1 pseudogene is annotated in these 524 nt (G+C 68.3%); it reads left to right on the forward strand.

Annotated elements, in window-relative coordinates:
* Positions 1–524: pseudogene (locus tag ABLU96_RS11550) on the forward strand (type VI secretion protein VasK); the annotation flags it as partial.

Genomic DNA, 524 nt, shown 5'->3' on the forward strand with positions numbered 1-524 from the left:
CCGCACGGTGCTGATTTACGGCGGCAGCCTGTCATCGGCGCCGGACACCGGGCGCCTGGCCGCCCTGCGTAAGCTGCGCCGCAGCCGTCCGCTGGACGGCATCGTGCTGGCGCTGGATGAGAGACAGACCACCGCCGGTACGCTGGATAACCATCTTCGCACCCTGGAGCAGGTCGGGGAGGCGCTGCGCTGGCAGCCGCCGGTGTACCTGTGGCAGGTGACTGACAGCGACTGGTCGCAGGATGCGCGCGTCACCCAGACGGTAGGGGCGCTTTTCCCGGCCCGCGCCACGCCGGCGGGGGTGGAGCGCCAGCTCCGCGCTATCCTGCCATCCCTGCGCGAAAGGGGAATACAGCAGCTGTGCGCCGGGCCGTCGCACGATTTCCTGTTACGTTTCGGCCGGCAGCTGGAGAAACAGGGAATAGCCCACTGGAAAACGCTGCTGACGCCGTGGCTGACGGAGCACCTGAAGCGTGTTCCGCTGCGCGGCCTGATGTTCAGCCCGTCGCTGGCCCCTGAGGATA

The organism is Klebsiella sp. CN_Kp106 (genome assembly GCF_040064575.1).
Classification (GTDB): domain Bacteria; phylum Pseudomonadota; class Gammaproteobacteria; order Enterobacterales; family Enterobacteriaceae; genus Klebsiella; species Klebsiella michiganensis.